The following is a 25,507-nucleotide window of genomic DNA, read 5'->3' as shown; positions in this document are numbered from 1 at the left end:
TTGAATTGCCCTAGAGATTATTTTTTCCGAGGCCACATCCTGCTTGAGATATAGCTCAGGCAGCGGGTGATAGATTCACCCAGGCAGCAACGGGGCCAGCTATAGCTGTGGGGCTTTGCCCTGCGGCTCAGGTAACGGTTGTGGCATAATCCTGCCCTATGGGCCAACCGTCTAATCTGCTGCTAAAACTGAGCCGTCGGCTATTCTCGGAGGAACGCGATCGCGATGCCTTCGTGGCAGCTCTGACCACCCCTCAGGCGTTTCCCTCCGCCCTTTTGTGGGTTCAGCCCCGCCCGCAGGTAGTTCCCTTTGCGATCGCCCCGCCGCTCGCCTGGCAGCCCGCCTGGGTCGATCGCCTCAGCGGCGATCAGCGGCCCGGACGACACCCTCTCCACCAGGCCGGGGCCTACTACTGTCTGGATATGGCCTCGGTGTTCTCGGCGGCGGTTTTGGGCGCGATCGCAGCGCCGGTAGAATCAGTGCTCGATCTCTGCGCCGCCCCAGGGGGCAAAAGCTTACTGGCCTGGAAGACATTGGCTCCAACGCAGCTTTGGTGTAACGAAGTCATCCACAAGCGGGTGAGAATCTTAATCTCTAACCTCAAGCGCTGCGGACTCACCGAAGCCCTGGTGTTCAACCTCGACCCTCAAGTCTTTGCCGAACAGCTTGCCCATGGGGCCTCCATCGTCATTGTTGACGCCCCGTGCAGCGGGCAGTCGCTGCTGGCAAAAGGTGACGCTGCCCTGGGCTGCTTTCACCCCGTGAATATCAAAAAAAATGCTGGTCGTCAAAAACGCATCCTCGCCAGCGCGGCCCAAACCGTAGCGGGTAACGGCTACCTGGCCTACATGACCTGTACCTTTTCCCCCGAGGAAAACGAACAGGTGGCCGCCTGGCTGATCAAAAAGTTTCCCCAGTTCACAGCCGTTGAGGTTCCAGCCCTGGCAGATTATGCCTCACCCTTAGTTTCCTTTCCCTGCTATCGACTATGGCCCCAGTCCGGGCTGGGGGCAGGAGGCTTTACCGTACTCCTTCACAATCGAGCAGACACCGCCGCTGCTGTCAATTTAGACCTCCTAACCGCAAAGGGGCTGAAAATCTACAGCTCAGACTGATAGCCGCAGCCAGGGAAGGAGTCGGGCGGTGCCCTCGCTCCAGCGCTTTTGACCTGGCCCTGGGGCCGCTATGCTGAAGGCTGTAGCGATGTAGTGTGCCAGCAACCATGGCGAGTCCTTCCACCCGTCCCCAACCCTCTACGCTGAGTGCCATCCTTCGTCTGCTGCGCTGGGACAAACCCACCGGACGGCTCATTTTAATGCTGCCTGCCCTCTGGTCAGTCGTGCTGGCGGCCCAGGGTAGCCCGCCGCTTCCCCTGGTAGGTGTCATTATCTTGGGCACCTTAGCCACCAGTGCCGCTGGCTGTGTGGTCAACGACCTGTGGGATCGCAACATTGACCCCCACGTCGATCGCACCCGCACCCGTCCCCTGGCCGCCCGCCATCTCTCGGTACAGGTCGGGATCGGTGTGCTGCTGGTATCGCTGCTCTGCGCCTATGGCCTATCGCGCTACCTCAACCCCCTGAGCTTTTGGCTGTGCGTCCTGGCGGTGCCCGTTATTTTGCTCTATCCCCTGGCCAAGCGAATATTTCCAGTGCCCCAGCTAGTGCTATCGCTGGCCTGGGGATTTGCCGTACTCATTCCCTGGGCGGCTGTAACCAACACCCTCGAGCTGCCCACGTGGATTTTGTGGCTGGCCGTAGTGCTGTGGACCCTCGCCTTCGACACCGTCTACGCCATTCCCGATCGCAACGACGATCGCCGTCTGGGGGTCAACTCATCGGCTCTGTTCTTTGGCGACTACAGCGCTCAATTCATTGGCTTTTGCCTATTGGGCACCTGGCTGCTCCTGATTTGGCTGGGGCTGCTGCTGTTCTTGGCGTTTCCCTACTGGCTGAGCCTGGCCGCGGCCTTAATTGTCTGGTCGCGTCAGTCCTACCAGCTCAGTCTTTACAAGCCCCCGCTCCAGCTCTACGGGCAGATTTTTCGGCAGAACGTCCAGCTCGGCTTTGTGCTCCTCCTCGGCATGATCTTAGGCTCGCTGCTCTAGCGCAGCCCGCAGGGGTAAGTCCCGTTAACAATCCTCCCCACTCCATCACTCCCCACTCCATCACTCCCCACCCCATCACTCCCGACCCCATCACTCCCGACCCCATCACTCCCGACCCCATCACTCCCGACCCCATCACTCCCGACCCCATCACTCCCGACCCCATCACTCCCCACCCCATCACTCCCCCACCTCCCACCCAGCTACAATAGTTAAATTGACCCCATTCCCCGTTGGAGCGGTTTATGACCACTGCGGCCCCCGCCAAAACCCAGTACGAAGCCATCATTGGTCTCGAAACCCACTGTCAGCTGTGCACCGAAACCAAAATTTTCTCCCCGGCGTCTACCGCGTTTGGGGCAGATCCCAACACCTACATTGACCCCATCGTGGTGGGCATGCCTGGGGTGCTGCCGGTGCTCAATCAGCGGGTGCTGGAGTACGCTGTCAAAGCGGGATTGGCCTTAAATTGTCAGATCGCTCCCTACTCCAAGTTCGATCGCAAGCAGTACTTCTACCCTGACCTGCCCAAGAACTATCAAATCTCCCAGTACGATCTGCCCATTGCCGAGCACGGTTGGCTAGAGATCGAGCTAATCGACAAGAAAACCAAGCAAGCCACCCGCAAGCGCATTGGCATCACCCGCCTGCACATGGAAGAAGACGCGGGCAAGCTGGTGCACGCGGGCAGCGACAGACTGGCCGGGTCCACCTACTCCCTGGTGGACTACAACCGAGCCGGGGTACCGCTGATTGAGATCGTCTCAGAACCCGATATTCGCACCGGGCAGGAGGCCGCCGAATACGCCCAGGAGCTGCGCCGCATTGTTCGCTATTTGGGCATCAGCGACGGCAACATGCAGGAGGGATCCCTGCGCTGCGACGTGAACATTTCCGTTCGCCCGGTGGGCCAGGCGGAATTTGGCACCAAGGTGGAGATCAAAAATATGAACTCCTTCAGCGCCATCCAAAAAGCGATCGAGTACGAGATTGAGCGGCAGATCAAAGCCAATCAAGCGGGCGAAAGAATCGTTCAAGAAACCCGCCTGTGGGATGAAAGCAGCCAGCGCACCCAGAGTATGCGCTCCAAGGAAGGCTCCAGCGACTACCGCTACTTCCCAGAACCTGACCTGCCTCCCATTGTGGTGTCGGTGGAGCAGAGGGAAGGCTGGCTGGCCGAATTGCCCGAGCTGCCGGCCCAAAAGCGGGCCCGCTACGAAGAAGACTTTGGCCTCTCCCCCTACGATGCGCGGGTGCTCAGCGACGAGCGCGCGATTACCGAATACTTTGAGGCTACAGTAGCCGCCGGGGCCGATGCCAAACTCACCTCCAACTGGATTACCCAGGACATTGCCGCTTACTTAAACAACGAAAAGCTGTCGATTGACGCGCTGCCCTTGACTCCGGCCAGTCTGGCGGAGCTGGTGCAGCTGATTGAAGCGGGCACTATCAGCAACAAAATTGGCAAGGATTTGCTACCCGAACTGCTGACCCAGGGCGGTTCGCCCAAGGCTCTGGTCGAGACGCGGGGGCTGAGCCAAATTTCCGACCCCGCTCAGATTGAGGCGCTGATCGACGAGGTGCTAGCGGCCCATCCCGAGGAGCTTGAAGCCTATCGCGGCGGTAAGAAAAAGCTCCAGGGCTTTTTTGTCGGCCAGCTCATGAAGCGCAGTGGAGGTCGGGTTGACCCCAAGTTGAGCAACCAGCTCCTGAGCCAAAAGCTAAATACATGATAGCCATTAAATCCATTGAAAAAATTCAATAAGGGGTCTCACCCCCCATGCTTTTTTTGGGTTAATATGGTACTCAGATGCACCCTGATGGTAGGGAGAGCTATTTTAGGCTCTCCTTTTTTTTGCCCTTTTTTAGCTCTGTGCCAAAGCTATTCTGCCTACCCCGATGGGCAGGGGCAGAATGGCGTTCACTAGCCGAAAAATTGCCTCGGGGTCAGCCCCTACGCCCAGGGAAATCCTGCTCAGCTGGGTTGAGGCGATCGCACCGGCAGACTCTGGGCTCATCGCACTAAACGCGATCGCCAAAGCCGAGATAGAGTCTGGCGGCTGCCCCCTTGGCCTAGCCCAAAACTCGTCAAAACCTGGCTATATCAGCAACCTTGGCCTGCAGCTGGGTTTCTAGGGGCTCACTGGCATCAATTTGTAGGGTACCGATGCCCCTATCTTGGGCATCGGACCCCGAGCCATTTCCCCACACTACCTGGCGGCTGCCCGCTGGCAGGGCCATCGACGGAGCACCTGCCGCCGTCAGCCAGATTGTGGCCCTCGGCGGCAGTGCCGTGGCGCTCTGAGCCGTTGGAGCGGGATTGATCCCCGCTAAAGAATACATCACCCGGCTGCTCTCTCTCAGCAGATTGTTTCCTGCGGCCAAGTTGGGCAGCCAAAGGGCAGCGGTAAAGCCCTGCTTGACGGCATAGGTATAGAGCGAAGCCGCCGCCACTACAGCCTGCTCAAAGCTGGGCACATCCCAACGGGCGCTGGTGTTGAGGGCAATAATCACTTCGCGGCTGGCGGTCATGTTTTCTAGCTCGCGCACCCGGAGTTCACCGTAGCGGGCGCTGGTACGCCAGTGAATCAGCCGGGTGGGGTCGCCCCAGCGGTAGGGCCGCAGCGATCGCGTCACCCCCTGGGTATCGGCCTGGGTCAAGGGGCTATAGCGCCAGTGCTGCCCGTTGCGAGGGCCAACAGTATCCAGCAGCGGGCAGCGCTTTAGGGGCAATACCTGGGGATACACCACGGCAGTGGCCGGTGCTTCCGTAGAGCGGCGGCACCAAAACAGCCCCAGAGGAGCGGCCGTTCGCAGATCGACCTGGGGCCAGTGGTAGATGCCTCGGCGCTCGGTGGGCACTGAGTATTGCCAGGTGTAAGTTTGGCCAGGGGGCAAAGTGCTAATGGCCGTTGCCTGAACGGCCCCCAAACTGGCGGGCAGGGAATCGATAATCTGAAACAGCCCCCTGGGCTGTCGCTGAGGATTGTGAACACGAAGCTCAATTGCTAGGGGGGTGCTGGCTGTAACGGGCTGAATGGGCGATCGCGTCACCACCAGCCCCTGTAGATTGCGGGGCGGCAGCAGGGCCGCCACCATCAGCAGCGCCAGCATGACGCCGCTAATCACGTAGAGCCAGCCTGCCAGGGTATTGGTCGCCGCCGCAAAAAAGAACAGCGCAAGCCCCAGCAGCACCCAACCCACATAGGCAGGGTTGACCCAGCGGTGCTCTAGCCAGTTAGTGAAGCGGGCCGCAAATCTCATGGGATTGCCTTACTCTACCTGTATTGGAGGCGCGATCGCACCGGCCCAGGTGCCGCCCGTCCAGCATAAATGCGAACACTGACGGGCAAACCGCCGGGATCGAATCTATCCGCAGCGGTCCTAGGCTGGGGCAGCAGCTATAGCAGAGCATACCCAAACAAAACTGGATTCCTCTGTTCGCAGTGACAGGGGAATCCAGCTCAAACAATGGGCAATTTCTGCGGTTGGCCCTGTCTATCGCTTGACCAGCTTTTTAGAAAGCTTGCGCAGGCGAATGGACTCCGGGGTAACCTCCACCAGTTCATCCGGGCCAATATATTCTAGAGCGCGCTCTAAGCTCATATCCACAGGGGTTTGTAGCTGTACCAATTCATCCCCGCCAGCGGCGCGGTGGTTGGTGAGTTGTTTCGTCTTGCAGATATTGAGGTCCAAATCCTGGTTGCGGTTGTGCTCTCCCACAATCATGCCCTTATAGACCTTGGTGCCAGGGGCAATGAAGAAGACTCCCCGGTCTTCGGCATTTTTGAGGGCATAGAAGGTGGCTACCCCTTCTTCAAAGGCAATCAGCACACCGTTGCGGCGGGCCTCAATTTCGCCACAGAGGGGGCGGTAGTCTGAGAAGCTGTGGTTCATGATGCCCTCGCCGCGGGTCAGCCGCATAAACTCACCCCGAAAACCAATCAGCCCCCGAGCGGGAATCACAAATTCCAGGGTGGCGCGACCGTCGCCCATGATCCGCATATCTTGCAGTTCGCCCCGGCGCTGGCCAATGCGCTCCATACAGCCACCCACGCCCTCTTCGGGGACATCGAGCGCTAGCAGCTCGTAGGGCTCACAGGGTTGACCGTTGACTTCGCGATAGATGACCTGAGGCTGGGTGACCTGAAACTCATAACCTTCCCGCCGCATAGTCTCAATCAAAATACCCAGGTGCAGCTCACCTCGGCCCGACACGGAGAAGCGATCGGGGGAATCGGTGGGTTCGACCCGCAAAGCTACGTTGGTCTCAAGCTCGCGCATGAGGCGATCGCGCAGCTGGCGCGACGTGACAAAGCTGCCCTCTTGGCCCGCAAAGGGCGAGTCGTTGACCACAAAGGTCATCTGCAAGGTTGGTTCGTCTACCTTGATCAGGGGCAGCGCCTGGGGGTTGGTGGGGCAAGTAATTGTTTCACCAATGTTGGCATCGGCAAAGCCCGCTACCGCTACGATGTGGCCTGCCGAGGCCTGCTCAATCTCAATGCGCTTCAAGCCATCAAAGCCCAGCAGTTTCGAGATCTTAGATTTAACCAGGCTGCCGTCTTCTCTAACCAAAGCCGCCTGCTGGCCAGCGTTGATCACTCCGTTGTGGATCTTACCGATCACAATGCGGCCTAAATACTCAGAATAGTCGAGGGTCGTCACCTGAATTTGCAGAGGCTTTTCAGGATCGCCGACCGGAGGTGGTACATGGTCGAGAATAGCCTCGAACATGGGTTTCATATCGATCCCTTCATCCTCGAGCTTGGCTTTGGCATAGCCCGCCAAACCCGATGCAAATAGGTAGGGAAACTCGCACTGGTCATCATCGGCCCCTAGCTCAATGAATAGATCGAGCACCTTATCTACCGATCCATGGGGATCGGCCTGGGGGCGATCGATCTTATTGACCACCACAATGGGACGTAGCCCCTTTTCCAGAGCTTTTTTGAGCACAAATCGGGTCTGGGGCATGGGGCCTTCGTTGGCATCCACAATCAGGATGCAGCCATCGACCATGCCCAGTACCCGCTCTACCTCGCCGCCAAAGTCGGCGTGACCAGGGGTATCGATGATATTGATTAACGTCTCTCCGTAGCGGACGGCGGTGTTCTTCGACAAAATGGTAATGCCACGCTCCCGCTCCAGGTCGTTAGAGTCCATGACGCAGTCGGGTACGTCTTCCCCTTCGCGAAAAATGCCGGACTGCCTTAGCAGGGCATCAACCAGAGTGGTTTTGCCGTGGTCAACGTGAGCAATGATTGCAACGTTGCGAATGGGAAGCGTCATAACTGTGTAAAACCTGGGCGACAATAATTGGGCAACGAAACTACCCCAGAGCGCCAAACGGTAGGAAGCTCAAGACAAGTTCCGAGTAGACAAAAAGCAAAAAGACTTAACAATTGTAGCTCACTAAACAGACCCCTGACAAAAGCTGCGAATCTTATATTTCAACCTCGCCCAGGAAACCTTGCCCAGGCCCAGACAGCAAAAAAGGGATGCCTACCAGCACCCCTTTTCTATCGGTGAACCATAGGTCATATAGACCTTCGGCGGGTCGCCTACATGGTCATCCCAGCGGCCTGGACTTTCTCCACCTGCTTCTTCTTCAGCACCAGCATAATCTGGGTTAGCATGACAGCCGCCAGGAAGGCGACGAGGCCCTTAATCCGGTTGGGGCTTTGCAGGACGATTTCGGTATCCATTTGGCCAAAGCCGCCCACGTTGGGGTTGCTGGTTAGGGGTTTACCGGCTTCTACCACATCGCCTGCGGCCACCAGAAGTTCGGGGCCGGCTGGAATAGTTTCGGTGACGCTAGCGCCAGCTTCGGGCTGGATAGTGACGAGATAGCCCCCGGCAGCCTGGGGCTCAACATCGGTTACGGTGCCGTTCACGGTGGCATTGTAGACGGTGTTGTTGCTGGCCTGTCCAGTGGGGTATACCTGGCCTCGGCCTCGGTTGCCGCCCACATGGATTTGGTATTTTCCAAAGGAAACCGACTTATCTTGGCTGGGGTCGGGAGAGAGCACCGGGAAGACGATTTCCTGGTACTGCTCGCCGGGTAGAGGGCCAACCAGCACGATGTTTTCCTGGGTGTCGCTGTAGGGCAGGAAGTAGGTGCTACCCACTTCTTCCTTGAGCTCCTCAGACATGCGATCGAGAGGCGCAATCTTGAAGCCTTCCGGTAAAATCACCACCGCACCTACATTCAGGCCACCTCGGCTGCCGTCGCCCAGCACCTGCTGGGTGTCGAGGTCGTAGGGCACTTCGACCTTGAGCTTAAATACAGAGTCGGGTAAAACCGCCTGGGGCACCTCGACCTTGGTCGCTTTTTCCGCCAGGTGACAGTTGGCGCAAACAATCCGACCGGTGGCTTCCCGAGGAGTTGCGTAGTTTTCCTGGGCCCAGAAGGGATATGCGGCAGCGGTTTGGGGAACCGCTAGCCAACCTGTCAAAACCGTCAGCAGAGCGGCGCAGGTGAGGGCAATGGGGTGCCAACCCTGGATCAGTGAAGTGAATCTGTTCATGCGTTCAGAGGTTATGTCAACTGGAGTTATGTCAACGGGTTGTTTTGTCGCAGTTTGCCAAAATCCAGGCTAGGCCTACGTCCACCAGGGAGATTCGCCGGTTCGGAAGTCGGTCTCAGTCCAATCGGTCAGAGAAACTTTGTCGTCTTCAGTGACGTTGGCGTGGGCCAGAGCCAAAGAAAGCGGCGCGGGGCCACGCACCACCTTGCCAGTGGCATCGTATTGGGAGCCGTGGCAGGGGCACTTAAATTTGTTTTCGCTGGCGTTCCAGGGTACGACGCAGCCCAAGTGGGTGCAGATAGAGCTGATGCCGTAGCTCTCTAGGGAGCCGCTTTCTTGAATCACTAGGTAGGTGGGGTCACCCTTGAGCCCCTGCACCAGCACGCGATCGCCGGGGTTGTGGGTCTCCACAAACTGGCTGGCAATAACATCGTTGCCCAACTCGTTCTTGGCGGTTACCCCGCCTCCGGCACTGCCGCTGGAGGGAGGAATAAAGTATTTAACAACGGGATAGAGCATGCCCCCGACGGCCCCACTGGCGGCCCCTAGGAGTAGCAGATTCATAAATTGGCGGCGTCCCAAATCAGGGACATCGGAGGTTCCAGAAACTTGAGTCATAATCCAGACTGGTATACCTGTTTCAAATGAATAGCAGCTATCAACGGCGGTAGCTGAGCCTACCTACAATAGCGGGCTAATCGCCCCCATCGCAGCCAGGCAAACCCTTAGCGGGGCAACCATTGGAGCAGTCCCGATGTTGCTGACCACGCCTTTAGCTTCACCAATCGTATTATTGCACCTTGCTGTTCTCAGAAAATTTCTACTGGAGGTAAATAGGCCGGAAGGATCGCAGTTTTTTGGCTGGAAGCGGCAGAAAACACGGCAATCAAGGTCGTTGGCAAGGCCTGAACGGCAGTGAAGCCGGACGAACGACAACTTATCCTTTGATAAACTCAGTTATCAGAGTATTTGGCTGATTTTGGCAGTTGAAGGAGCGACCTGCCTGGGCTGAACCCCCAGGACGTATCGTAAAGAAATGTATCGAGACTGACGATGGTAGGACGAAGGCAATGACAGGGGAAGACTTGCAGGCACTTCTAATCGAGAAATGGGGCTATTCCTTTGATATTCAGTTTCGACGCACCCAGGGCAAGATTTTTCTTCAGGTCATGTGGCGCTACCTGGAGCAGGTGTCGTTCCCCCTTAGCGAAGATGAGTATTTGGCGCACCTCAATCAGGTGATGCTGTATCTGCACGAGTGGGGGCAGGTGGACTATGTGCAGCAGTGGATTGCCCAAACCCGCGATCGTCCCCGGCTGGGCAAAGCCGTTAGCATTCCCCTGTCGCTGGGGGAGCGATCGCTGGAGTGGCTGACTGACGAGTTTTAACCTGCCTCAGCGCTCGTACAGCTCGATGGGGAGCCGGTCAGGATCTTGGAAAAAGACGAAGCGCTTGCCGGTCAGGTCATCCAGGCGAATAGCTTCGGTGGCTACCCCGTGGCTCTGAAGATGTTGAATAGCTGCCTCTAGGTCATCTACTACTAGCGCCAGATGCCTCAGCCCCTGGGCCTCTGGGCGAGAGGGGCGGGGCGGTGGAGCCGGAAAGGAAAATAGCTCAATCTGCGTGCCGTCCCGCAAGCGTAAATCGAGCTTGTAGGACTGTCGCTCAGCCCGATAGGTCTCGCGCACCACGTCTAGGCCCAAGACCTCGGTGTAAAACTGCTTTGATCGACCGTAGTCGCTACAGATAATTGCAATGTGGTGAATGCCTTGAAAGGGTGACATAGCGACTAAGCGACTAAGCGATTGGTGGAATTGCTACGTTATATATTGTGGGTCGGTAGCTGCTTTGCCGGAGCGGGAACGCTGGCTTTGTACGTGCTAGGGCCTAGCAGCGATCGCCGCATTTTAAGGATAAATGCTCAAAAGCTTTTCAGGTTGGAATGCTAGGATTTCCTAGGTGAACATGCTCAGAGGGCCTGATGTGATCCGTTCCGCCACTTTGCCGATGCAAACTCCGTCGCTGCCGCACTTCGGAGAGAATAACCGCCTCAAACTTTTTTCTGGTTCAGCCAACGTTGATCTGGCGCGCGAAGTGGCCCGCTACCTGGGGCTAGACCTCGGACCAATGGTGCGCAAACGCTTTGCCGATGGCGAGCTTTACATCCAGATTCAAGAGTCGATTCGCGGCTGCGACGTCTATCTCATTCAGCCCACCTGCCAGCCGGTGAACGATCACCTGATGGAACTGCTGATCATGATCGACGCCTGTCGGCGCGCCTCGGCCCGGCAGATTACCGCTGTAATTCCCTACTACGGCTATGCTCGGGCCGACCGCAAGACCGCTGGGCGCGAGTCGATTACCGCCAAGCTGGTGGCCAACCTGATGACTAAGGCCGGGGCCAGTCGCGTCTTGGCCATTGATCTGCACTCGGCTCAAATTCAGGGCTACTTTGATATTCCCTGCGATCACGTCTACGGTACTCCGGTGCTCATCGACTATATCGCCAGCAAACAGCTGGAAGATCTGGTGGTAGTCTCCCCCGACGTGGGCGGCGTGGCCCGCGCCCGCGCCTTTGCCAAAAAGCTAAACGATGCGCCCCTGGCCATTATCGATAAACGCCGCCAGGCCCATAACGTGGCCGAGGTGATGAATGTGGTAGGGGATGTGTACGGTAAAACCGCCGTGCTCGTCGATGACATGATTGATACCGCTGGTACCATCTGCGAGGGGGCGCGGTTGCTAAAGCAGGAAGGGGCCCGCCAGGTCTATGCCTGCGCTACCCACCCGGTGTTCTCGCCCCCAGCGATAGAGCGTCTGTCGGCGGGGCTGTTTGAGGAGGTAATCGTCACCAACACGATTCCGATGACGGCGGCCCGTCAATTTGAGCAGCTGACGGTGCTGTCCATGGCTAACCTGTTGGGAGAAGCGATCTGGCGCATCCATGAGGAGAGCTCGGTTAGCAGCATGTTTCGCTAGCCGTCGGTTTGCCCCGCCCGATTGATGCTTTTCCGGTTTTGGCCAAGGGGAGAGGTTGCAACAGGCAACCTCTCCCCTTGTTTTATCAGCTAGCCCCATCCTTGAGTTTGGCTGGGGCAAATTGGACTATAGCTTTGGCCAGTCTGGTTAAAACATGTCTTCTGTGAACGTTCAAACGTTTGAACGTTCATAGGGTTTCTGGATGTCCTAACCAATATGACTATGGCTACATGTCGCTCACGCGTCTTCGTCAACAAATTCAGGTTGACCGCTGCCGGGAATAGGCCAGTCGGCGTTTTCGCCGCCGATGTAGCAGGTTTCAATCGCCACGTACTCGCGGCTAAACTGCTCTAGGGCGTTAATCAGCACATCAACGGCCAGGGCATCGCTGGTGCCCAGATCAAGCCAGCAGCGGGCCCACAGCCCCTGGTACTGCACCTCGCCCATGTTGTGCATAACCGACAGCATGCTGTTGCCCAACTGCTCCTGGTCATAGGGCATGTAGCTGATATCTAGGCCGGTATCCTGGACCTGGAGGTTCTCGGCATTGAAGCCTCCCAGCTTGCCCAAGAAAAACCACGATGAAAACACTTCGTCGATGTACTGCTGCTCCATGGTTGAGGGCACGGTCTCAAACTTCAGCCAAACCCATAGGTTAAAGAAGTCGCACTCGCGAAATTCAACCTGCATAACAAAGCCCTACGCTGCATTACTCAGCATAGGGCTTAACAGGGCTTACCCAGCGCAAACTAGCGATCGGTGACGCGCGATCGCGCGAAACAGACCTCTCCTTCGCCGCCTTCGGCTTGGCAGGCCTCAAAGGCGATCTGCTGCACCGTAGCCACCGGTAGCTGATCGGCGTAGGACAGGGCCGACTGGTAAAGGGGCACGCTGGCCTCGTACTGCTTTTGGAGGAAGAGAATCTGGGCCTTCAGGTACAGAAGATCGGGGTTTTCAGGGGCCGCCGCTAAGGCCTTATCGACCTCGGTGAGGGCCTCGCTGTAGCGGCCTAGGTCGCGCAGACCAATGGCAATACCGCGATAGGTGAGGTAGTCAGGGTGCCCGTTTTGCAGGCGGGCGATCGCCTGGTCAGGATTGGCAAAGGGTAGATTTACAGCCAGCAGCAAATCCATAAAACCCTTGAGTAAGCTCAGCTCTGGATCATCGCGGTCAATCTTTTCTGCCTCATCTAGCTCGCTAAAGACCCGCTGAAGCAGACGCAGGGCGCTGGGGGTGCCGCGGGCAATACCCTGGGTTTGCAGTACATGAGCCCCTTCCATAAATAAGCCTACGGCGGTGTAGAGATGGCCACGCAAGGGGTCGGTAGCCTTAAGCGCATCGGCGGTTTCCTGGGTCATCTGAGCCTGCTTGGCCAGGGCATCGAGATCGTTGTTGAGGTAGCCTAGGGCCGCTGCGATGGCGTAGTTCATCGGTTCCTCAGGCTCTTGGGCAATGGCTTGTCCCACCAGAGTCTCGGCCTCTGTATAGTTGCCGTCACGAAACAGGGCGTTGAACACGGCCTCAGTTTTGTCACCAATATCGTGGGGATTGGTGGTGCGAAACGGATCGGCCGCTTGGGCGGCCATGGGCGCTAAGGACAAAAAAGCCGTGGTGAGAGCACTTGCTGACAGTGCTTTGAAGCGCGAACCGATGCGAGGTGAGGCAATGCAGGCGGGAAAAACCATGGTGAATTATCCGTTACGACCTAAACATTTGGCGCGAAAAAAACGTTTGGCGCGAAAGACTGGATTCTGAAGGGAGGGCTATGTGCCTAAGCGGTAGGTGCGGAACCTGATGGCCTAATTGTGGCGAATTCCCCTTTGGTTTGCGGTAGTAATGTTACAGAAGCTACACTGGCCTAGCTCTAGGCGAACTGACCCTAAAGCGCCATCAATGGCCACGTCCTAGGGCACACTGTAGAGGAGATCAAATCAACGGTTCTCGTTTATTCTCATTTAGCTTAGCGCTCCTGTTTGCTGTTTTACTGTCGGCCAGAATGCTCCATCTTCGCCAGCTTACCTACCATCCGCCGGCTAGCCCAAGGGCCATTTTGAGCAACATTTCCCTAGAGCTTGCCCCCCAACAGCTGGGGCTAATCTACGGGCCTAGCGGTTCGGGCAAGAGCACCCTGCTAGAAATCATGGCGGGGTTTGCTCAGCCCACGGAGGGGGCTATCCAGTGGCGGCAGCAGGACCTAGACGCTGAGGCGTTGAGGCAGCTGGCGGGGCTGGTGTTTCAGTTTCCAGAGCGCCACTTCTGTGGACATACGCTGCTCGAAGAACTCCGCCTGGGGCACCCAGAACTGGCCCGCGACCAGATTGATCAGGCGTTAAAGGCGGTGGGGCTGGAACAGCTTTCCCTGAAGGCTTCTCCCCAGGATTTGAGCGGTGGACAGCAGCGCCGACTGGCCTTAGCGGTGCAGCTGATTCGCAAACCCTACCTGCTGTTGCTCGATGAGCCCACGGCGGGCCTAGATTGGTCAATGCGGCGACAGATCTTGGGGTTGCTCAAGCAGCTCAAGCAAAACTGGACGCTGCTAGTGGTCTCCCACGATGCCGACGAACTGGCTGATTTGGCCGATCGCTGCTGGCAGCTCGACCACGGCAGACTTGCCCCGGTAGCCCAAACGTCTCTTTCGTCAGCGGCAGGTTAAAGCAGCACCATGGAGACCATCGACCTATTGCCGACGCACGGCGATCGCTGGCAGAGCACCCTACACTGGCAGCCTAGCAGCCTTCACCAGCAGCGTTTTCAGCAGCTCTACGGGGCAATTCTGGCCGCTAACCAGCAGGTCAATCTGACCCGCATTACAACGCCCGAAGATTTCTGGGAAAAACACCTGTGGGATTCGCTCCAGGGCGTTGCTCCCTTACTGAGCGATCCCGAGGCCAGGGAGCCAGGGCTGAAGGTGGTCGATGTTGGTACCGGCGGCGGATTTCCTGGCCTGCCAGTGGCCCTGGTGTTTCCCCACTGGACAATTGCCCTGATGGATGCCACCCGCAAGAAAATTGCGGCGCTCGAAATCATCTGCGACAGCTTGGGGATCGCTAACGTCAGCTTTCTGCCCCAGCGAGCTGAGCAGGTAGCCCATCAGCCCGTTCACCGGGAGGCCTACGATTTGGCCCTGCTGCGGGCCGTTGGCTCCGTGAATGCCTGTGCTGAGTACGCTCTACCGCTGCTGAAACTGGGCGGACAAGCTGTGCTCTACCGGGGCCAATGGTCGACAGAGGAGGAGGCTGGCCTGGCGGCTATTCTGCCGCGCTTGGGCGGTAAGCTGCAGTCGGTGCGATCGCAGACCACGCCCCTGACCCAGGGCGTTCGCCACAATGTGATTCTCACTAAGGTCGAGCGCACCCCCGACAAGTTTCCTCGCCTGCCGGGGATACCGTCGAAGACGCCGCTGATTTAGGGAAGATGAGGGGGATGAGGAAGGTGGGGAAGATAAGGAGGGTCTGCATTTGCTCTCCCTCACCTTCCCTATCTCCCTCATCTTCCCCATCGCCTTATCTACCGTCGCCGCTCCTGGAGCTTGCGGTAAACGTCCTTAATATCGACCCCGTGGTGGGCCAGGGCCACCAGGGTGTGGTACATCAGGTCGGCGGCTTCCCCGGCGATCGCGTCGCCGTCGTCGTCCTTGCAGGCCATCACCACTTCGGCGGATTCTTCGCCAATTTTTTTGAGAATTTTGTTGTCGCCCCCGGCCAAAAGCTTGCAGGTGTAGGAGTCGGGGTTGGGGTGATCGCGGCGATCGCAGATTACCCCAAACACCTGCGACAGGGTATCGGCGGGGGGCGCAATTTTGTGGTCCTCTACCTGGTGAAAGCAGCTGCGCTCGCCCGTGTGGCAGGCGACATCCCCGATCTGCTCCACCGTGACCAGCAGGGCGTCGCTGTCGCAGTCGTAGCGGATGGCCCGCACCTTTTGCACATGCCCCGAGGTGGCCCCCTTGTGCCAAAATTCCTGGCGCGATCGGCTCCAGAACCAGGTTTCGCCGCTGTCTAGGGTTTTTTGCAGCGATTCGGCGTTCATCCAGGCCATCATCAGCACGGTGCCATCGAGGTGATCCTGCACGATCGCAGGCACTAGACCCTGATCGTTGTAGCGAATGCGATCGACGGGCACAGCGGCGGCAAACAATGAAGACGGGGGGGTAACCATGGAAACAGGCCGTAAAAGATTCTTACCCACTCTAGTATTTCTTTGCCATTGCTCCGCTCGAATGCTCGACCGACAATACGTCACGGCGACTTGACGGGCAGACCGCTCTCATAAATGGGCAACCTGCCGCAAAATCAGGCCTTCTAATCTGACTCCTACTTTTCTCCCAACAAAAGTTAACATGGTAGTTAACAAACCTTCAGCTAAGTCCAGTCTGGCCATCTGCCCTGTGCAAGGGTGCTTTGCCTGCGGACTTGGTTTATTCGACCCTACTATCTACAGACGCAGGAGAGCTTCATGACTGGATTTATTCGCGGGCTGTTTGGCGGCAAACCTAAGAATCCCGGGGAATCAGCCCGCTCCGTGCGGCAGCCCAAGCCTCAGCAGCCCACCATCAAGCAGGTTGGAGGAGCGTACTTCCTGAACGAGGACGATGCCAAGAGCTATGGGAACATAGAGTACATGCGATCCTCCAAGACTGTGCGGCGCACCTACGCCAAAAAGCGGGGCGAAACCGGAGAAAAAGAAAGCATTCGGCAGATTTCGGCTTTAGAAGCCAAACGGCTTCAGGATCAGGGCCTTTCTGTGGAGAAGCTGGCCCCTTCTGAGGTTTCCTCCCAACCCGCCGTCAAAAAGGATGCCAGCGCCGAGCGTCGCAAGGTTGATACCAACCTCGACATGTTCCGCAAAATGGCCAAGGACATTAAGAAGTAGTCAACGTGATTTTTGGGCCATCAGCAACTAGTTGATGACAGCCCTTAAGCCCCGCCAATGAATCAATCGGGACGCAGCAGTGCTGCGTCCTTTTTTGTGCTCCTGTTTCGTTGAGGCTTGGGAACTAATTTTTCTCTGAGGGATGAATTAGCTAGATAGCGCAGAAGTAAACAACCTGGCCCCATTTTTCGTTACCTTTGGTAAAGATTCGTTTACTTCCCGTCCGTTGAAGTCTGCCTTTGGAGCCGCCCATGCTGCGTTTAGAGCACATCAGCAAGATTTATCCCACTGGGGAGGTTCTCAAGGACGTGAACTGGGAGGTGAAGCCGGGCGATCGCATTGGCCTGGTGGGCGTCAACGGCGCGGGCAAATCGACCCAGCTCAAAATCATCACGGGCAAAATCGAACCCACCACGGGCACCATCATTCGCCCCGCCGACCTCAAGATCGCCTACCTGTCCCAGGAGTTTGAGGTCGACCCCAGCCATACCGTGCGCGACGAGTTCTGGACAGTATTTAAAGAGGCCAACGATGTGCAGTCCAAGCTGCACCACATTCCAACTCTGATGGAGACCGCCGACCCCGACGAGCTAGATCGTCTAATCCACGAGTTAGACAAGCTCCAGCGGCGCTTTGATGCCCTGGGCGGCTACGGGCTGGAGTCGCAAATCGAGAAAATTTTGCCCGAGATGGGGTTTGAGGCGGCCGACGGCGATCGCTACGTCAGCGAGTTTAGCGGCGGCTGGCAGATGCGCATGGGTCTGGGCAAAATATTGCTGCAAGCCCCCGACGTGCTGCTGCTCGACGAGCCTACCAACCACCTCGACCTCGACACCATTGAGTGGCTGGAGGGCTACCTCAAAAAGCTCACCACCCCCATGGTAATTGTCTCCCACGACCGGGAGTTTCTCGATCGCCTCTGCACCCAGATTGTCGAAACCGAGCGGGGCGTTTCGACCACCTACCTGGGCAACTACACCGCGTATTTGACCCAAAAAGAAGAAAGCCTAGCCGCCCAGCTCAGCACCTTTGAGCGCCAGCAGAAGGAAATTGCCAAGCAGCAGGCCTTTGTCGATCGCTTTCGGGCTAGCGCCACCCGCAGCACCCAGGCCAAAAGCCGCGAAAAGCAGCTCGAAAAAGTCGAGCGCATTGAGGCCCCCACCGGCAGCGTGCGCACTCTGCACTTTCGCTTTCCCCCCGCCCCCCGCAGCGGGCGCGAGGTGGTCACCATTGAAGATCTCACCCACAGCTACGACGACAAGATCTTGTTTCTGGGGGCCAACCTGCTAATTGAGCGGGGCGATCGCATTGCCTTTTTGGGCCACAACGGCGCGGGCAAGTCGACCCTGCTGCGCATGATTGCCGGACTAGAACCCCCCACCGACGGCAAGGTTGAGGTGGGCAACCACAACGTGATCCCCAGCTACTTCGAGCAGAACCAGGCCGAGGCGCTCGATCTCGAGAAAACCGTGATTGCCACCATCCACGACGAAGTGCCCGACTGGACTAACGAAGAAGTCCGCACCCTGCTAGGGCGGTTTTTGTTCACTGGCGACATGGCCTTTAAGCAGGTCAAGGCCCTCAGCGGTGGCGAAAAAGCCCGCCTGGCCCTGGCCAAAATGTTGCTGCGCCCCGCCAACCTAATGATGCTCGACGAGCCCACCAACCACCTGGATATTCCCGCCAAAGAAATGCTGGAAGAAGCCCTTCAGCACTACGACGGTACCGTGCTGCTGGTCTCCCACGATCGCTACTTTATCTCCCGCGTGGCCACCAAAATTGTCGAGATTCGCGACGGCGAACTGCGCCTGTACCGGGGCGACTACCACTACTATCTCGACAAAGTAGCCGAAGAGGCCGAAGCCGCCCAGCGGGCAGCCTTGGAGGCCGAGAAAAAAGCCAAGGCCGAGGCCAAACGCAAACAGCAGCAGACCAAGCGCAAGGCCGGTGCTACAAAATGACGCAGTTGTAGAGTAATATGCCTTTTATAAAAAATCTTGCTTAAGTGGATCTCGTGGCTCTACCGCCGGGTTGAAAAGCGGGTTTAGATCGCAGTAGTTGGATCTTCAGGTGAGGTTCTGCCTCATTTGATCAGGTTTTAAATATTCCTGTAGCGCAGCTTTTTGACTTGCGTAGTTGTCACAATCGCCATCCTGGCGCTGCCCTGGCTCAGAATCGGGGCTAATTTTCCGGATGGTATGATCGCCGAGACGTTAGTCCAAATCCCAAGGATTTTCACCCATGAGTCAAGCGTCAATCCCGCCGATGGTGCTCATTATTCTCGACGGCTGGGGATATCGGGAGAATGCCGACGGCAATGCCGTAGCTGCCGCAAAGACTCCGGTTATGGATAGTCTGTGGGCCGCCTATCCCCACACCCTAATTCGCACATCGGGCAAAGATGTGGGGCTACCCGATGGTCAGATGGGAAATTCTGAAGTGGGTCACCTCAACATCGGGGCCGGGCGCATTGTGCCCCAGGAATTGGTCCGCATTTCGGATGCGGTGGAAGACGGTACCCTGCAAGAAAATGAGGCTCTGCTAGAGGTCTGCCAGGCAGTCCGCTACCGCAACAGCAAGCTGCACCTGGTGGGGCTGTGCTCCGAGGGCGGGGTGCACTCCCACCTGTCTCACCTCTTCGGCCTCCTAGAGATGGCCAAAGCCCAGGACATCGATCAGGTCTGCATTCACGTCATCACCGACGGACGCGACACCAAGCCTACCGAGGGCAAGGTGGCGGTGCAAAAGATTCAGGATTTCGTCGATAAGCTCGGCTTGGGCCGACTGGTTACCCTCAGCGGTCGCTACTATGCCATGGATCGCGACAACCGCTGGGATCGGGTGGAAAAGGCCTACCGGGTGATGACCGATCCTGGCCAGGGCAGCGGCCAAACGGCGATGGAAGCCCTCCTGGCCTCCTACGACCAGGAGATCAACGATGAATTTGTAGAGCCGGTGCGGCTGGCCCCAGGGGCGATCGCGCCCGAAGACGGCGTTATCTTCTTTAACTTTCGCCCCGACCGGGCGCGGCAGCTCACCCAGGCCCTGGTCGATCCCAACTTTAAGGGCTTTGAGCGGGAGCTTGTGGCGCCTTTGAGCTTTGTCACCATGACCCAGTACGACCCGGAAATGCCGGTAAAGGTGGCGTTTCAGCCCCAAAACCTGAGCAACATTTTGGGGGAAGTGGTGGCTAACCACGGGCTCAGGCAGTTTCGCACCGCCGAGACCGAAAAGTACGCCCACGTCACCTACTTTTTTAACGGCGGTCTGGAAGAACCCTTGGAAGGCGAAGACCGGGAGCTGGTGTCTAGCCCCATGGTAGCCACCTACGACAGAGCCCCAGCGATGTCGGCAGAGGCCGTCACCCAAACCGCGATCGCCGCCATTGAAAAAGGCATCTACTCCCTGGTGGTGATCAACTACGCCAACCCCGACATGGTGGGCCACACCGGACAGATGGAGGCCACCGTGACCGCTCTCCAGGCCGTTGACCACCAGCTGGGTCAGCTGATCAACAGCATTGGCAAGGCGGGGGGGACGGCCATCATCATTGCCGACCACGGCAACGCCGAGCTGATGTGGGACGAAAACCACAAGCCCTGGACGGCCCACACCACCAACCCCGTACCCTTTATCCTGGTCGAAGGGGAAAAGCTCAAGGTGCCCGCCTACGGCGGCGACGTCAATCTGCGGCAAGATGGCAGGCTATCTGACATTGCCCCGACTATTTTGCAAATTTTAGGGCTGCCCCAGCCCCAGGAGATGACGGGGCGATCGATGTTCCTTCCCGCCGACGTAGAGATTCGCAACAACCGCACCCCGGTAAAGCTGTCCATCTAGGCGATCCCTGGGTAGCAAGCCTAGCCGCAGGCCCGGCAGCGCTAATGCCCCAACCCGTAGGGTATAGTGAAGATTGGGCTATTCATACTGGCTGAGGTTGGCCCGCCGCCCTCCCCATTATCTTGAGCAGGTTAGTCTAAGAACGCGATGCTAGTTATCACAATTTTGAAGGTTATCTGGATGGTTTCCGCCGTTGGTCTGACGGCTCTGGTGCTGCTGCACAGCCCCAAGGGCGACGGCTTGGGCGGGTTAGGCGGCCAGGCTCAGCTGTTTACCAGCACCAAAAGCGCCGAAACAACCCTCAATCGCGTTACCTGGACGCTGACCGTGCTGTTTATGGGCCTTACCGTGGTGCTCAGCGCACCCTGGCTATATGGGGCGGCAACCCCTCCCGTCGGCTAACGCCTCCTCACGCACCCTGGGTATAGTTCTCAACAGCTATATCTACCGGGCTGCGCGGGACTGCGCAGAATTTGTGAATTTATTGATGAAATAACACCCCTGGTTTACAGCGCCAGGGGTGTTTTAGTAGAAGCCCATTGTGGGCTGTTTAGCTCTACCAGTCTCCCGACATGACAGCGAGGGCCTGCCCGGTTGTAGTCACAATGCTGAGGGGCAAGCCCTGATTGTGCTCTCGCCGAGGAAATTGGACTAGCTGGAGGCCTGTATCCGTTGGTTCTACCGTGGCCAGGTAATGCTCATCTTGCCAGACGAGGTTGACCAGGCGATGGTGCAGCAGCCACAGCTCCGCCAGTTCTCCCCGGTTGATTTGTTCGGGCTGGTCAGCACTGTAGCAGCCCCAGGTATCATCCATGGCCGTCCATACCCCAGACAGATAGAGGGGGTCAGTGCGGGCGCTGAGACCGTAGGTGGTGAATGAAAAGAACTCGTTGCTCCACCACGCTTTGGCCAGTTCCGCCAGGGGATCGCTCTGGAGCGCTTCGCCATAGCCAGGCATAGACTCTAGCTGCTTGATTTGGGCCAGGTCGGAGGGGCGCTGCCAGTCGGGCAGATTGGCGCAAATATTCGCCGCGATCGCCTCACCCGCCTGGGGCTGGTCAGTCGAGGTAGCTTCAGGCTCGACCTGGGCCAGGTAGCCAGCCAGGGCAGATACCGCAGCACCAGACCGTAAAAGACCCGCCTGCATGGGGCCAGGGCCCGAGGATCTGGCCAGGGTGGGCTGATTGGATACGGCAAACAACCCCGCTGAACCAGCACCGAGGGTAAGTAGCAGGGCCGTGGCAAACAGTTGACTCATGGACGAAGACAAGGGACGTAAAAATGGATACAGTAGGCAAGGACGCGATCGCCGCACAAACTGCGAAAAACCGACTCAGAAGGGCCAAAAACGCTCAGCAATTGGCTCTGCTCCCTAGCGATAGCCAGAACAATTATTAGGAATATAAGGGCTGTGGGGGGAAGCCCAAGATACCTAAGCCTGGCAATAAGCTGTGGATAAAGCCCAGATTTCAGCCTTAGACGCTAGCGCCCTCAGCCCTGACCTAGCAAGACCTTAACCTATTACTAAGATAGCGGCTGAGCGACTTTCTGGACGGAACTATAGCCACTTCTTTGGGATCATACGCAAAGCAGGAACAATTGTTAAGCCGAGGGCGAATGGGGTGGGTAAGCAAGGTGCTCCGGTTCGATGAAAGGCTCGCCAAACGGCCTTCCGTAGATTTGCGGAGGAATCGGTTATCTAGAGGCCGGTGGCACAATCGGCTGCCACCTAACTGCGGTCAGGAGGATTCGATCGCGGGATCCGCTGAGCCCAACCTTCCCTCAGGTTCGGCAGCCCTGGGTAAGGTTGGCAAATCGGTTGGATAAACTGGCTTGACTGGCACCAGCTCCAGCTGACGCGGCTGGTCACCTCGATGCTGTACCCCCTGGCGACGGCGGCTAGAGATGGCTTCTTCGGTGGTTGCTTCGGCTACCACTTCGTAGAGTACCGCCTGCTTGTCACCGCTGCCCTTGCGCAGGATGCGTCCGAGCCGCTGCACGTACTCGCGCACTGAACCGCTGCCCGAGAGCAAAATGGCCACCCGCGCCTCGGGCACATCGACCCCTTCGTTGAGCACGTGGCTGACGACCAGCGTGGGGTACTCGCCGCTGCGAAAGGCCTGGAGAATGGCGTGGCGCTCTTTGACCGGCGTTTGGTGAGTGATGGCGGGAATTAAAAACGTCTCGGAAATTTGGTAAACAGTGGCGTTGTCGTTGGTAAAGATCAGGGTGCGGTCGGGGTAGTGCTGGGCCAGCAGATCGGCCAGTACCCGCAGCTTGCCCTCCGTGCCCAGGGCGATCGCCCGCGCTTCTCGGTGAGCCAGCATTGCTCGTCGCCCCCCGGCCGATTGGGCGCTGGCCCGCACAAACCGCTGCCACCCCTGGGCCGAACTGAGCCAGATGTTGGCCTCCTGCAAAAAGCGGTTGCGCTGATCGAGCAGCCGATCGTAGCGCTCCCGTTCGGCCTGGGAGAGCTTGACGCTAATCGGCACGATCCGAAACGGAGCCAGGGCATCCCCCGAGAGATCCGCCGCTGACTTTTGGTAGACCACAGGCCCCAGCAGCTGGGTGAGATCGCTGTGGCGACCGTCGGCGCGATCGGGGGTGGCGGTGAGGCCCAGCCGGTAGGGGGCGATGGAATATTCGGCAATCACCCGGTTAAAGTCGCTGGGCAGGTGGTGGCACTCGTCGCAGATCAGCAGGGCGTACTGGTTGCCCAGGCTCTCGGCATGGATAGCGGCGCTGTCGTAGGTGGCCACCAAAATGGGGCTGCGATCCTTAGAGCCACCGCCCAGCAGCCCCACCTCCACATCGGGAAACGCCGCCGTGAGATGGGCATACCACTGGTGCATGAGATCCAGGGTGGGCACGGTGATCAGCGTGGGCCGAGGCGTGGTCTGCATGGCCATTTGGGCCAGGTAGGTTTTGCCGCTGGCGGTGGGCAGCACCACCACTCCACGCCAGCCCTGGTCAATCCAAGCCTGGAGCGCTTCCTGCTGGTGGGGATAGGGGTTCAGAGAAACGCGGGGATCCAGCGCCAGGGGGTTAAAGGCGTGAACCCTATCCTCAAACGCAACCCGATCGGCCCGCAGAGTCTCAACCAGGTCACGGTACTGCTGGGCAGGAATGCGAAATTTCTCAATGCGATCGTCCCAGTGGGCAAAGTCGATCCAGGTTTTGCCGCGCGGCGGCGGATGGAGAATGAGAGTGCCGCGATCGTAGGTGAGGGTGGGTGTACGCCCCATGGTGTGTGGTAGTTGCTGGGGGTATTGTAGCGCCCCAGCCCGGCAGTCATTCTCAACCTGGTTCTGCCCCTCATCCCCCCATCTCCCCATCCCCTCATCCCCTCATCTCCTCTGTCACTGATGCAGGGCTGTATTGCAGGCAGTCGAGGCGATTGGCGGGCATAGTTAGATAGAGCACGTCGCCGTCGGCGAGGGTTACGTTGAGCAAATCATGGCCGTGGATCGGGCGAGGTCCTTTGAGGGTTGTGCCTTGACCGTCGCGGCTCTCGATATAGAGAGGGACCAGGTGGGCGCTCTGGGCTACGGCCTGGATTGGCTGATTGTAAAAAGGGTGGTTGGGCGTGATCAGGGTGGCGATCGCCACCCACAGCAGATCCCCAGCCATGCCGTTGCCGAGAATGCGGCCCCCCAGGGCGGCGGCGGCAAAGGTAGGAGCGGCTAAATCCATGGGGCTGAGCACCTGGTCGAACTCAAAGACCTGCTGCACCTGCTGGGCAAACTCAGCGTCGTAGATGCGCACCACGGCGGTGACCTGGGGGCTAATGCTGCGCGCAGTGAGGGCAATCTCCAGATTTACGGTGTCGTCACTGGTGACCACCAGCAGAGCCTGGGCCGAGGCCAGATTGACGGTCTCAAGGGTAGAGGTCATGTTGGCATCGGCAATGATAGTCGGAATTTTGAGCGCCTTGACCGAGGGCAAAAAGCGGTTGTTGGCATCTTGCTCTATGACGACGACCTGGTGACCGGTGGATTGTAAATGCGTCGCGATGCGATAGCCCACCCCCCCTAAGCCACAGACAATGTAGTGGTGCTGGCGAGGCATGCGGGCCACGCTCCACAGGCTCTGAAAGTGGGATCCCAAAATAAAATCATTGAGCAGGGCGTAGCAGATGCCAATCACCCCGGCTCCCACCAGCATCATGACGGCGGTGAACACCTTGATGGCGGCAGAGCCTTTTTCGGCCACCTGCTCTTGGCCCCCAGCTCCCGTAATCATGCCCACCGAGAAATACAGGGCATCTACCCAGCTGGTATTGAGGCTGTTCCACAGGTAGGTAAAGGTGGCCAGCCCGATGGTGATGAGCAACGCCAAAATTACCAGCAGCGTGGCGCGGGCGCGGCGACGACCGTGGTCGAGGGTGACGACCAGGCGCTGCCAAAACTGAGCGATCTGCCGCGATTTGAGCATGGGCTGCTGGGGCTGGGTCGCCACCACAATGCGATCGCCCACCTCCAACACCTCCCCCGTTACCACCGCCGTCACCAGATCGATGGGGCGGCGCGCCGAGTGGTAGTGAATGAGCAGCTGGGATCGGTTGTCCCAAAGCGCCTTGAGGGGCTTGCCGTGCCAGGGGTGCTGGGGGGTAATGACCTCTTCGTACATGGGCCAGGTGAGGTCGAACAGGCGCAGTTGGCCGATGGCTCGGTTGCCCCGCGCCGCAAAGGCAAACAGCGGTGCGGCCAGGGCCGCAGAGCTGAGGCTGACGTGGTGGGGTAGGGTGTGGTCGAGGCGCTCGCCGAGGCTGATATTAAACAGCCGGTTGATGATGCGAATGTTGGGGTTGAGGATGCGCGCCTGGGTCAAAATAGCCAAATTAAGGGCATCGTCGGAGGTGGCCAGCACCAGGGTTTGGGCCTGATGGATGCCGGCCTGAATCAGGGTCGTGGGCGATCGCAGCTCTCCAATCACCACCTCACCGCCGATCCCTGGCATGGGATGATAGCTCACCCCCACCACCCTGGCCCCCTGCTGCCGGAGCAGATTAAAAATCCGCAGTCCGGTGCGCCCTAGCCCGCAGACAATGATCTGGGGCCGCTGGGGTCGAGGCATTTCCAGAGTATTTAAGGAAGTTGCCACCATTGCGAAACCACGGCATACGCTATGTTCTGTTGTCGAGGCTGAGGGCAGTGGCTGCTGTAGCTTAGATCACGTTGTT

Annotated in this window: 23 protein-coding genes; 11 read left to right on the top strand and 12 right to left on the bottom strand. The window is 58.2% G+C overall.

Annotation, left to right across the window (positions count from 1 at the left end; translation table 11 throughout):
• Positions 1-158: 158 nt before the first annotated feature.
• The 3 genes from LEPTO7104_RS0116415 (at position 159) to gatB (ending at position 3,840) form a co-directional block, all read left to right on the top strand.
• Positions 159-1,115 (top strand): RsmB/NOP family class I SAM-dependent RNA methyltransferase, encoded by a 957-nt coding sequence (locus tag LEPTO7104_RS0116415; protein WP_017299671.1) that lies wholly within the window; start codon positions 159-161, stop codon positions 1,113-1,115.
• Between the two features lie 107 nt (positions 1,116-1,222).
• A complete protein-coding gene (locus LEPTO7104_RS0116410; RefSeq protein ID WP_026072775.1) occupies positions 1,223-2,107 on the top strand; it encodes a 4-hydroxybenzoate solanesyltransferase in 885 nt (294 codons plus the stop codon).
• Between the two features lie 245 nt (positions 2,108-2,352).
• Positions 2,353-3,840, top strand: a complete 1,488-nt coding sequence (gene gatB, locus LEPTO7104_RS0116405) for an Asp-tRNA(Asn)/Glu-tRNA(Gln) amidotransferase subunit GatB (RefSeq protein ID WP_017299669.1) — start codon at positions 2,353-2,355, stop codon at positions 3,838-3,840.
• 132 nt (positions 3,841-3,972) lie between these two features.
• On the opposite strand, the gene LEPTO7104_RS40185 is transcribed toward gatB, so the two are convergent.
• The 5 genes from LEPTO7104_RS40185 to petC form a co-directional block, all read right to left on the bottom strand.
• Positions 3,973-4,125 carry a hypothetical protein gene (locus LEPTO7104_RS40185; RefSeq protein WP_017299668.1) on the bottom strand — a complete coding sequence of 51 codons (153 nt, stop codon included), beginning with the start codon at positions 4,123-4,125 and terminating at the stop codon, positions 3,973-3,975.
• A 70-nt stretch (positions 4,126-4,195) separates the two neighbouring features.
• Positions 4,196-5,371 (bottom strand): DUF58 domain-containing protein, encoded by a 1,176-nt coding sequence (locus LEPTO7104_RS0116395; protein WP_017299667.1) that lies wholly within the window; start codon positions 5,369-5,371, stop codon positions 4,196-4,198.
• Positions 5,372-5,605: 234 nt separating this feature from the next.
• Positions 5,606-7,396 (bottom strand): translational GTPase TypA, encoded by a 1,791-nt coding sequence (gene typA / locus LEPTO7104_RS0116390; protein WP_017299666.1) that lies wholly within the window; start codon positions 7,394-7,396, stop codon positions 5,606-5,608.
• A 272-nt stretch (positions 7,397-7,668) separates the two neighbouring features.
• On the bottom strand, positions 7,669-8,634 hold the full coding sequence (petA, locus tag LEPTO7104_RS0116385; protein ID WP_017299665.1) for a cytochrome f: 966 nt from the start codon (positions 8,632-8,634) through the stop codon (positions 7,669-7,671).
• A 75-nt stretch (positions 8,635-8,709) separates the two neighbouring features.
• Positions 8,710-9,252, bottom strand: a complete 543-nt coding sequence (gene petC, locus LEPTO7104_RS0116380) for a cytochrome b6-f complex iron-sulfur subunit (protein ID WP_026072774.1) — start codon at positions 9,250-9,252, stop codon at positions 8,710-8,712.
• 452 nt (positions 9,253-9,704) lie between these two features.
• Between petC and LEPTO7104_RS0116375 the strand changes: the two genes are divergently transcribed.
• The gene (locus LEPTO7104_RS0116375) at positions 9,705-10,022 is read left to right on the top strand and encodes a DUF3067 family protein (protein WP_017299663.1); all 318 of its coding nucleotides are present in this window, start codon (positions 9,705-9,707) and stop codon (positions 10,020-10,022) included.
• A 6-nt stretch (positions 10,023-10,028) separates the two neighbouring features.
• Here LEPTO7104_RS0116375 and gloA2 read toward each other — a convergent pair whose 3' ends face one another.
• Positions 10,029-10,418, bottom strand: a complete 390-nt coding sequence (gloA2, locus tag LEPTO7104_RS0116370) for an SMU1112c/YaeR family gloxylase I-like metalloprotein (protein ID WP_017299662.1) — start codon at positions 10,416-10,418, stop codon at positions 10,029-10,031.
• 175 nt (positions 10,419-10,593) lie between these two features.
• On the opposite strand from gloA2, the gene LEPTO7104_RS0116365 reads away from it, so the two are divergent.
• On the top strand, positions 10,594-11,613 hold the full coding sequence (locus LEPTO7104_RS0116365; RefSeq protein WP_071527262.1) for a ribose-phosphate pyrophosphokinase: 1,020 nt from the start codon (positions 10,594-10,596) through the stop codon (positions 11,611-11,613).
• 237 nt (positions 11,614-11,850) lie between these two features.
• Here the strand turns inward: LEPTO7104_RS0116365 and LEPTO7104_RS0116360 are convergent, their stop codons facing one another.
• Together LEPTO7104_RS0116360 and LEPTO7104_RS34155 are read right to left on the bottom strand one after the other, a co-directional pair.
• The gene (locus LEPTO7104_RS0116360; RefSeq protein WP_017299660.1) at positions 11,851-12,303 is read right to left on the bottom strand and encodes a DUF3531 family protein; all 453 of its coding nucleotides are present in this window, start codon (positions 12,301-12,303) and stop codon (positions 11,851-11,853) included.
• A 59-nt stretch (positions 12,304-12,362) separates the two neighbouring features.
• The gene (locus LEPTO7104_RS34155; RefSeq protein ID WP_155523665.1) at positions 12,363-13,298 is read right to left on the bottom strand and encodes a Sll0314/Alr1548 family TPR repeat-containing protein; all 936 of its coding nucleotides are present in this window, start codon (positions 13,296-13,298) and stop codon (positions 12,363-12,365) included.
• Positions 13,299-13,609: 311 nt separating this feature from the next.
• On the opposite strand from LEPTO7104_RS34155, the gene LEPTO7104_RS0116350 reads away from it, so the two are divergent.
• Together LEPTO7104_RS0116350 and rsmG are read left to right on the top strand one after the other, a co-directional pair.
• Positions 13,610-14,266 carry an ABC transporter ATP-binding protein gene (locus tag LEPTO7104_RS0116350; RefSeq protein WP_017299658.1) on the top strand — a complete coding sequence of 219 codons (657 nt, stop codon included), beginning with the start codon at positions 13,610-13,612 and terminating at the stop codon, positions 14,264-14,266.
• Between the two features lie 9 nt (positions 14,267-14,275).
• A complete protein-coding gene (gene rsmG / locus LEPTO7104_RS0116345) occupies positions 14,276-15,022 on the top strand; it encodes a 16S rRNA (guanine(527)-N(7))-methyltransferase RsmG (protein ID WP_017299657.1) in 747 nt (248 codons plus the stop codon).
• Between the two features lie 98 nt (positions 15,023-15,120).
• Here the strand turns inward: rsmG and hisIE are convergent, their stop codons facing one another.
• Positions 15,121-15,771: a bifunctional phosphoribosyl-AMP cyclohydrolase/phosphoribosyl-ATP diphosphatase HisIE gene (hisIE, locus tag LEPTO7104_RS0116340; protein ID WP_040695501.1), complete on the bottom strand. Its 651-nt coding sequence runs from the start codon at positions 15,769-15,771 to the stop codon at positions 15,121-15,123.
• 297 nt (positions 15,772-16,068) lie between these two features.
• Here hisIE and LEPTO7104_RS0116335 point away from each other — a divergent pair, with 297 nt between their 5' ends.
• The 4 genes from LEPTO7104_RS0116335 (at position 16,069) to secG (ending at position 20,727) form a co-directional block, all read left to right on the top strand.
• Positions 16,069-16,485 carry a hypothetical protein gene (locus tag LEPTO7104_RS0116335; RefSeq protein WP_017299655.1) on the top strand — a complete coding sequence of 139 codons (417 nt, stop codon included), beginning with the start codon at positions 16,069-16,071 and terminating at the stop codon, positions 16,483-16,485.
• Between the two features lie 251 nt (positions 16,486-16,736).
• Positions 16,737-18,446, top strand: a complete 1,710-nt coding sequence (locus tag LEPTO7104_RS0116330) for an ABC-F family ATP-binding cassette domain-containing protein (RefSeq protein WP_017299654.1) — start codon at positions 16,737-16,739, stop codon at positions 18,444-18,446.
• A gap of 280 nt (positions 18,447-18,726) precedes the next feature.
• Positions 18,727-20,325, top strand: coding sequence for a 2,3-bisphosphoglycerate-independent phosphoglycerate mutase (gene gpmI / locus LEPTO7104_RS0116325; RefSeq protein ID WP_026072772.1), 1,599 nt, complete (start codon positions 18,727-18,729; stop codon positions 20,323-20,325).
• A gap of 147 nt (positions 20,326-20,472) precedes the next feature.
• Entirely contained in the window at positions 20,473-20,727 is a 255-nt protein-coding gene (secG, locus tag LEPTO7104_RS0116320) for a preprotein translocase subunit SecG (protein ID WP_017299652.1), read from the top strand.
• 154 nt (positions 20,728-20,881) lie between these two features.
• Here secG and LEPTO7104_RS0116315 read toward each other — a convergent pair whose 3' ends face one another.
• From LEPTO7104_RS0116315 to LEPTO7104_RS0116305, 3 genes are all read right to left on the bottom strand, one after another.
• Positions 20,882-21,583 carry a hypothetical protein gene (locus tag LEPTO7104_RS0116315; protein WP_017299651.1) on the bottom strand — a complete coding sequence of 234 codons (702 nt, stop codon included), beginning with the start codon at positions 21,581-21,583 and terminating at the stop codon, positions 20,882-20,884.
• 481 nt (positions 21,584-22,064) lie between these two features.
• The gene (locus LEPTO7104_RS0116310; protein WP_017299650.1) at positions 22,065-23,570 is read right to left on the bottom strand and encodes a DEAD/DEAH box helicase; all 1,506 of its coding nucleotides are present in this window, start codon (positions 23,568-23,570) and stop codon (positions 22,065-22,067) included.
• 94 nt (positions 23,571-23,664) lie between these two features.
• The gene (locus LEPTO7104_RS0116305; protein WP_017299649.1) at positions 23,665-25,401 is read right to left on the bottom strand and encodes a potassium channel family protein; all 1,737 of its coding nucleotides are present in this window, start codon (positions 25,399-25,401) and stop codon (positions 23,665-23,667) included.
• Positions 25,402-25,507 lie beyond the last annotated feature (106 nt).

Origin of the sequence: Nodosilinea nodulosa PCC 7104 (assembly GCF_000309385.1) — a bacterium.
GTDB lineage: Bacteria > Cyanobacteriota > Cyanobacteriia > Phormidesmidales > Phormidesmidaceae > Nodosilinea > Nodosilinea nodulosa.
This window is presented reverse-complemented; position numbering and strand designations above follow the sequence as displayed.

Bases quoted from the DNA above. Each gene is read 5' to 3' on its own strand.
- gpmI (WP_026072772.1), top strand. From the start codon at position 18,727: ATGAGTCAAGCGTCAATCCCGCCGATGGTGCTCATTATTCTCGACGGC.
- LEPTO7104_RS0116310 (WP_017299650.1), bottom strand. From the start codon at position 23,570: ATGGGGCGTACACCCACCCTCACCTACGATCGCGGCACTCTCATTCTC.
- LEPTO7104_RS0116415 (WP_017299671.1), top strand. From the start codon at position 159: ATGGGCCAACCGTCTAATCTGCTGCTAAAACTGAGCCGTCGGCTATTC.
- LEPTO7104_RS0116315 (WP_017299651.1), bottom strand. From the start codon at position 21,583: ATGAGTCAACTGTTTGCCACGGCCCTGCTACTTACCCTCGGTGCTGGT.
- LEPTO7104_RS0116375 (WP_017299663.1), top strand. From the start codon at position 9,705: ATGACAGGGGAAGACTTGCAGGCACTTCTAATCGAGAAATGGGGCTAT.
- gatB (WP_017299669.1), top strand. From the start codon at position 2,353: ATGACCACTGCGGCCCCCGCCAAAACCCAGTACGAAGCCATCATTGGT.
- LEPTO7104_RS34155 (WP_155523665.1), bottom strand. From the start codon at position 13,298: ATGGTTTTTCCCGCCTGCATTGCCTCACCTCGCATCGGTTCGCGCTTC.
- LEPTO7104_RS0116335 (WP_017299655.1), top strand. From the start codon at position 16,069: ATGACTGGATTTATTCGCGGGCTGTTTGGCGGCAAACCTAAGAATCCC.
- LEPTO7104_RS0116350 (WP_017299658.1), top strand. From the start codon at position 13,610: ATGCTCCATCTTCGCCAGCTTACCTACCATCCGCCGGCTAGCCCAAGG.
- LEPTO7104_RS0116410 (WP_026072775.1), top strand. From the start codon at position 1,223: ATGGCGAGTCCTTCCACCCGTCCCCAACCCTCTACGCTGAGTGCCATC.
- hisIE (WP_040695501.1), bottom strand. From the start codon at position 15,771: ATGGTTACCCCCCCGTCTTCATTGTTTGCCGCCGCTGTGCCCGTCGAT.
- rsmG (WP_017299657.1), top strand. From the start codon at position 14,276: ATGGAGACCATCGACCTATTGCCGACGCACGGCGATCGCTGGCAGAGC.
- petC (WP_026072774.1), bottom strand. From the start codon at position 9,252: ATGACTCAAGTTTCTGGAACCTCCGATGTCCCTGATTTGGGACGCCGC.
- LEPTO7104_RS0116305 (WP_017299649.1), bottom strand. From the start codon at position 25,401: ATGCCTCGACCCCAGCGGCCCCAGATCATTGTCTGCGGGCTAGGGCGC.
- LEPTO7104_RS0116395 (WP_017299667.1), bottom strand. From the start codon at position 5,371: ATGAGATTTGCGGCCCGCTTCACTAACTGGCTAGAGCACCGCTGGGTC.
- secG (WP_017299652.1), top strand. From the start codon at position 20,473: ATGCTAGTTATCACAATTTTGAAGGTTATCTGGATGGTTTCCGCCGTT.
- LEPTO7104_RS0116360 (WP_017299660.1), bottom strand. From the start codon at position 12,303: ATGCAGGTTGAATTTCGCGAGTGCGACTTCTTTAACCTATGGGTTTGG.
- LEPTO7104_RS0116330 (WP_017299654.1), top strand. From the start codon at position 16,737: ATGCTGCGTTTAGAGCACATCAGCAAGATTTATCCCACTGGGGAGGTT.
- petA (WP_017299665.1), bottom strand. From the start codon at position 8,634: ATGAACAGATTCACTTCACTGATCCAGGGTTGGCACCCCATTGCCCTC.
- typA (WP_017299666.1), bottom strand. From the start codon at position 7,396: ATGACGCTTCCCATTCGCAACGTTGCAATCATTGCTCACGTTGACCAC.
- gloA2 (WP_017299662.1), bottom strand. From the start codon at position 10,418: ATGTCACCCTTTCAAGGCATTCACCACATTGCAATTATCTGTAGCGAC.
- LEPTO7104_RS40185 (WP_017299668.1), bottom strand. From the start codon at position 4,125: ATGAGCCCAGAGTCTGCCGGTGCGATCGCCTCAACCCAGCTGAGCAGG.